The following is a 2,328-nucleotide window of genomic DNA, read 5'->3' on the forward strand; positions in this document are numbered from 1 at the left end:
AATCAGATTCGGGGCTTGCTTGGTGAATACGGTCTTGTCATGCAGCAGGGAGTCCATCATCTGATCAACCAACTTCCAGCCATTCTTGAAGGGCATACCGACAAGCTGTCGGATGATGGGAAATGGTTGTTCGATCAGGCGATGGAGCAACTCAGAGAACTCATCAAGCGCATTGAGGTGATTGAGGATAAAATCAAGGCGGTTTTTGTATCGAGTGAGGATTGCCAAGCATTGAACCAAATCAAGGGAATCGGTGTGTTGACGGCGACGGCCTTGATCAGTGCGGCGGGTAACGCCAAGGAGTTCAAAAATGGTCGGCAGTTTTCCGCATGGCTTGGTTTGGTACCGAAACAAAATTCCAGCGGTGGTAAAACCCGACTACTGGGCATCACCAAGCAGGGCAACAGCTATTTACGCAGATTGTTGATACACGGTGCCAGGGCAACTTTGTATTGGTCACCACGATCAGATACTCCGTTGTCCCGATGGCTGCACACTCTGCAAAAAAGGGTAGGAACCAATCGGGCTGTTGTGGCGCTGGCCAATAAGAATGCCAGATTAGCCTGGGCGATGCTGGCCAAGGGAGAACCTTTCAACCCTTCTTTGGCCTACCAGGCTGGTTAGGAAATTCACAACAAGGAGATAATCGCTTTCCCGCCGGGGTGCTACAGGTTGATGACGTGATGGGTCGGACCCGCTCTTTCGGAATCTGACAGGGACAGAGGGGCTTTCAGCTCGCTATGGTGTTTTTGAGGCGAAAGAGCGCGGTTTTCATCAGGGCCAGGAAAAATATTTCCACTCATAGGCCGAATATATGTCTGCATCCGTTCCCCTCTCACTCGCGACCAATGGTCTCTGGCAAGTAAAGCGTCAACGAGGTAACTAAAAATGAAAAGCTGAAAAGCGCATTTAAGGTGAGCATATTCAATATTACCAAGGGTTCGTGACACTCCCAAGCTTTAGGCGCAGAATTTCCCTTGCGTCACGGGAGGGGTCCATATATGTCCCTCGATTCCAGCTTTGGGATGTCCCTCGATTCCAGCTTTGGCCTTACGCCGGGGGGCGACAAAGGCCAGAAGGGTTCTTGACCCTTCCTACAGTTGGGTATGGTATACCGTCCCCCAACATCGCTGTCCCCAGACATCGAAATGCGTATGGTGTCACCAGATTTACACCAGATTTACAAACAGTCTGAATTAAGCGCACCGAAATGGAACCATGGCGCGGGGATATGCACAAGACGTTGCTCTGCTGGCATGTTGTGCGTATAATATGTGCGCATACAGCTTCACCATCTTGGAGTCAGCCGCCATGGAAACGCCGCAGTTCGATCCACTTGCCCCGAAGCGCCCCCTCAACGTGCGCATCAACAGCGCACTGGCGACCCAGGCCAAGGCACTGAAGATCAACATCTCCCAAGAGTTGGAGAACCATCTTGCCCAGGTCGTTGCCGAGCGCAAACGACAAGCCTGGCAGGATAAAAACCGATCCGCCATGGAGGTCTATAACCAACGCATCGAACGGGATGGTCTGTTCAGTGATGGCGAACGGCTTTTCTGATGGCTCAGTTCGACCTGTACGAATACCACAGATCTGGCAGCCACGCGTCTTTCCTGGTCGAGGTACAGAGTGATCTGCTTCAGACCTTGAAAACCCGGGTGGTCATTCCGCTTTATCTGGTCTGCCCGGACACACCACTGATTCGGATTCTCAACCCAACCGTTGCACTAAGCGGAGGAACTTATTTCCTTTCCACAGCGGAGATGGCCGCTGTCCGGCATTCCGAGCTGAAACAGGTGGTGGGTTCATTGAGCGCCATGCGTCATGAGATCATCGCCGCCGTCGACCTGCTCTTCACCGGTATCTGACCGGTGACGCACCAGGATGGCTGCTCATTGCCAGCCATCTGCGACTCAACATCCTGACCCCAGTCATCGTGGAAACCATCCTGCGCGGATACTACCCGGACAGCCTCAGCCTGGAGAAGCTACGGGCGGGGAACCGGCACATGAGAGCGACCAAAGGGCCACCGTCCCGACCATCGATGCTCTGGGAGAGCGTAACATTAAACCTGACAGGCTCTTTGCCGTAAGCGGTGGTAAGCGTCCATTTCTCCCCAGGGTACCCATATATTCATAATGATGAGACCATCCCGGAAAACGCTTTTTTGGGAGGTTGGAATGGTCGCAAAAGTCATCGACAAAGCAGGGGTGAGCGAGAGGCAACAATTTTGGCTTGAGCACTGGCAGCGATGCCAGACAACATCCGGTACGATCAAGTCGTATGCTGAAGCACAGGGGTTGAGTCTGGCCGCCATGTATTGGTGGC

4 protein-coding genes are annotated in these 2,328 nt (G+C 53.0%); all 4 read left to right on the forward strand.

Going from position 1 to position 2,328, the window contains the following annotated elements; translation table 11 throughout:
* Window positions 1–624 (forward strand): IS110 family transposase (locus HQL63_16270; GenBank protein MBF0178377.1); only part of this gene is annotated, 624 nt, incomplete at its 5' end.
* 687 nt (window positions 625–1,311) lie between these two features.
* The gene (locus HQL63_16275) at window positions 1,312–1,560 is read left to right on the forward strand and encodes a type II toxin-antitoxin system CcdA family antitoxin (GenBank protein ID MBF0178378.1); all 249 of its coding nucleotides are present in this window, start codon (window positions 1,312–1,314) and stop codon (window positions 1,558–1,560) included.
* Window positions 1,560–1,868 (forward strand): CcdB family protein, encoded by a 309-nt coding sequence (locus HQL63_16280; protein ID MBF0178379.1) that lies wholly within the window; start codon window positions 1,560–1,562, stop codon window positions 1,866–1,868. The genes HQL63_16275 and HQL63_16280 overlap by 1 nt, the downstream gene beginning before the upstream one ends.
* A gap of 312 nt (window positions 1,869–2,180) precedes the next feature.
* Window positions 2,181–2,328: hypothetical protein (locus HQL63_16285; protein ID MBF0178380.1), on the forward strand; the 148-nt coding region annotated here is incomplete at its 3' end.

This window comes from Magnetococcales bacterium (genome assembly GCA_015231175.1).
Lineage (GTDB): Bacteria > Pseudomonadota > Magnetococcia > Magnetococcales > DC0425bin3 > HA3dbin3.

Excerpts from the sequence above, each read along its gene's own strand:
- HQL63_16275 (MBF0178378.1), top strand. The coding sequence starts at position 1,312 with ATGGAAACGCCGCAGTTCGATCCACTTGCCCCGAAGCGCCCCCTCAAC.
- HQL63_16280 (MBF0178379.1), top strand. The coding sequence starts at position 1,560 with ATGGCTCAGTTCGACCTGTACGAATACCACAGATCTGGCAGCCACGCG.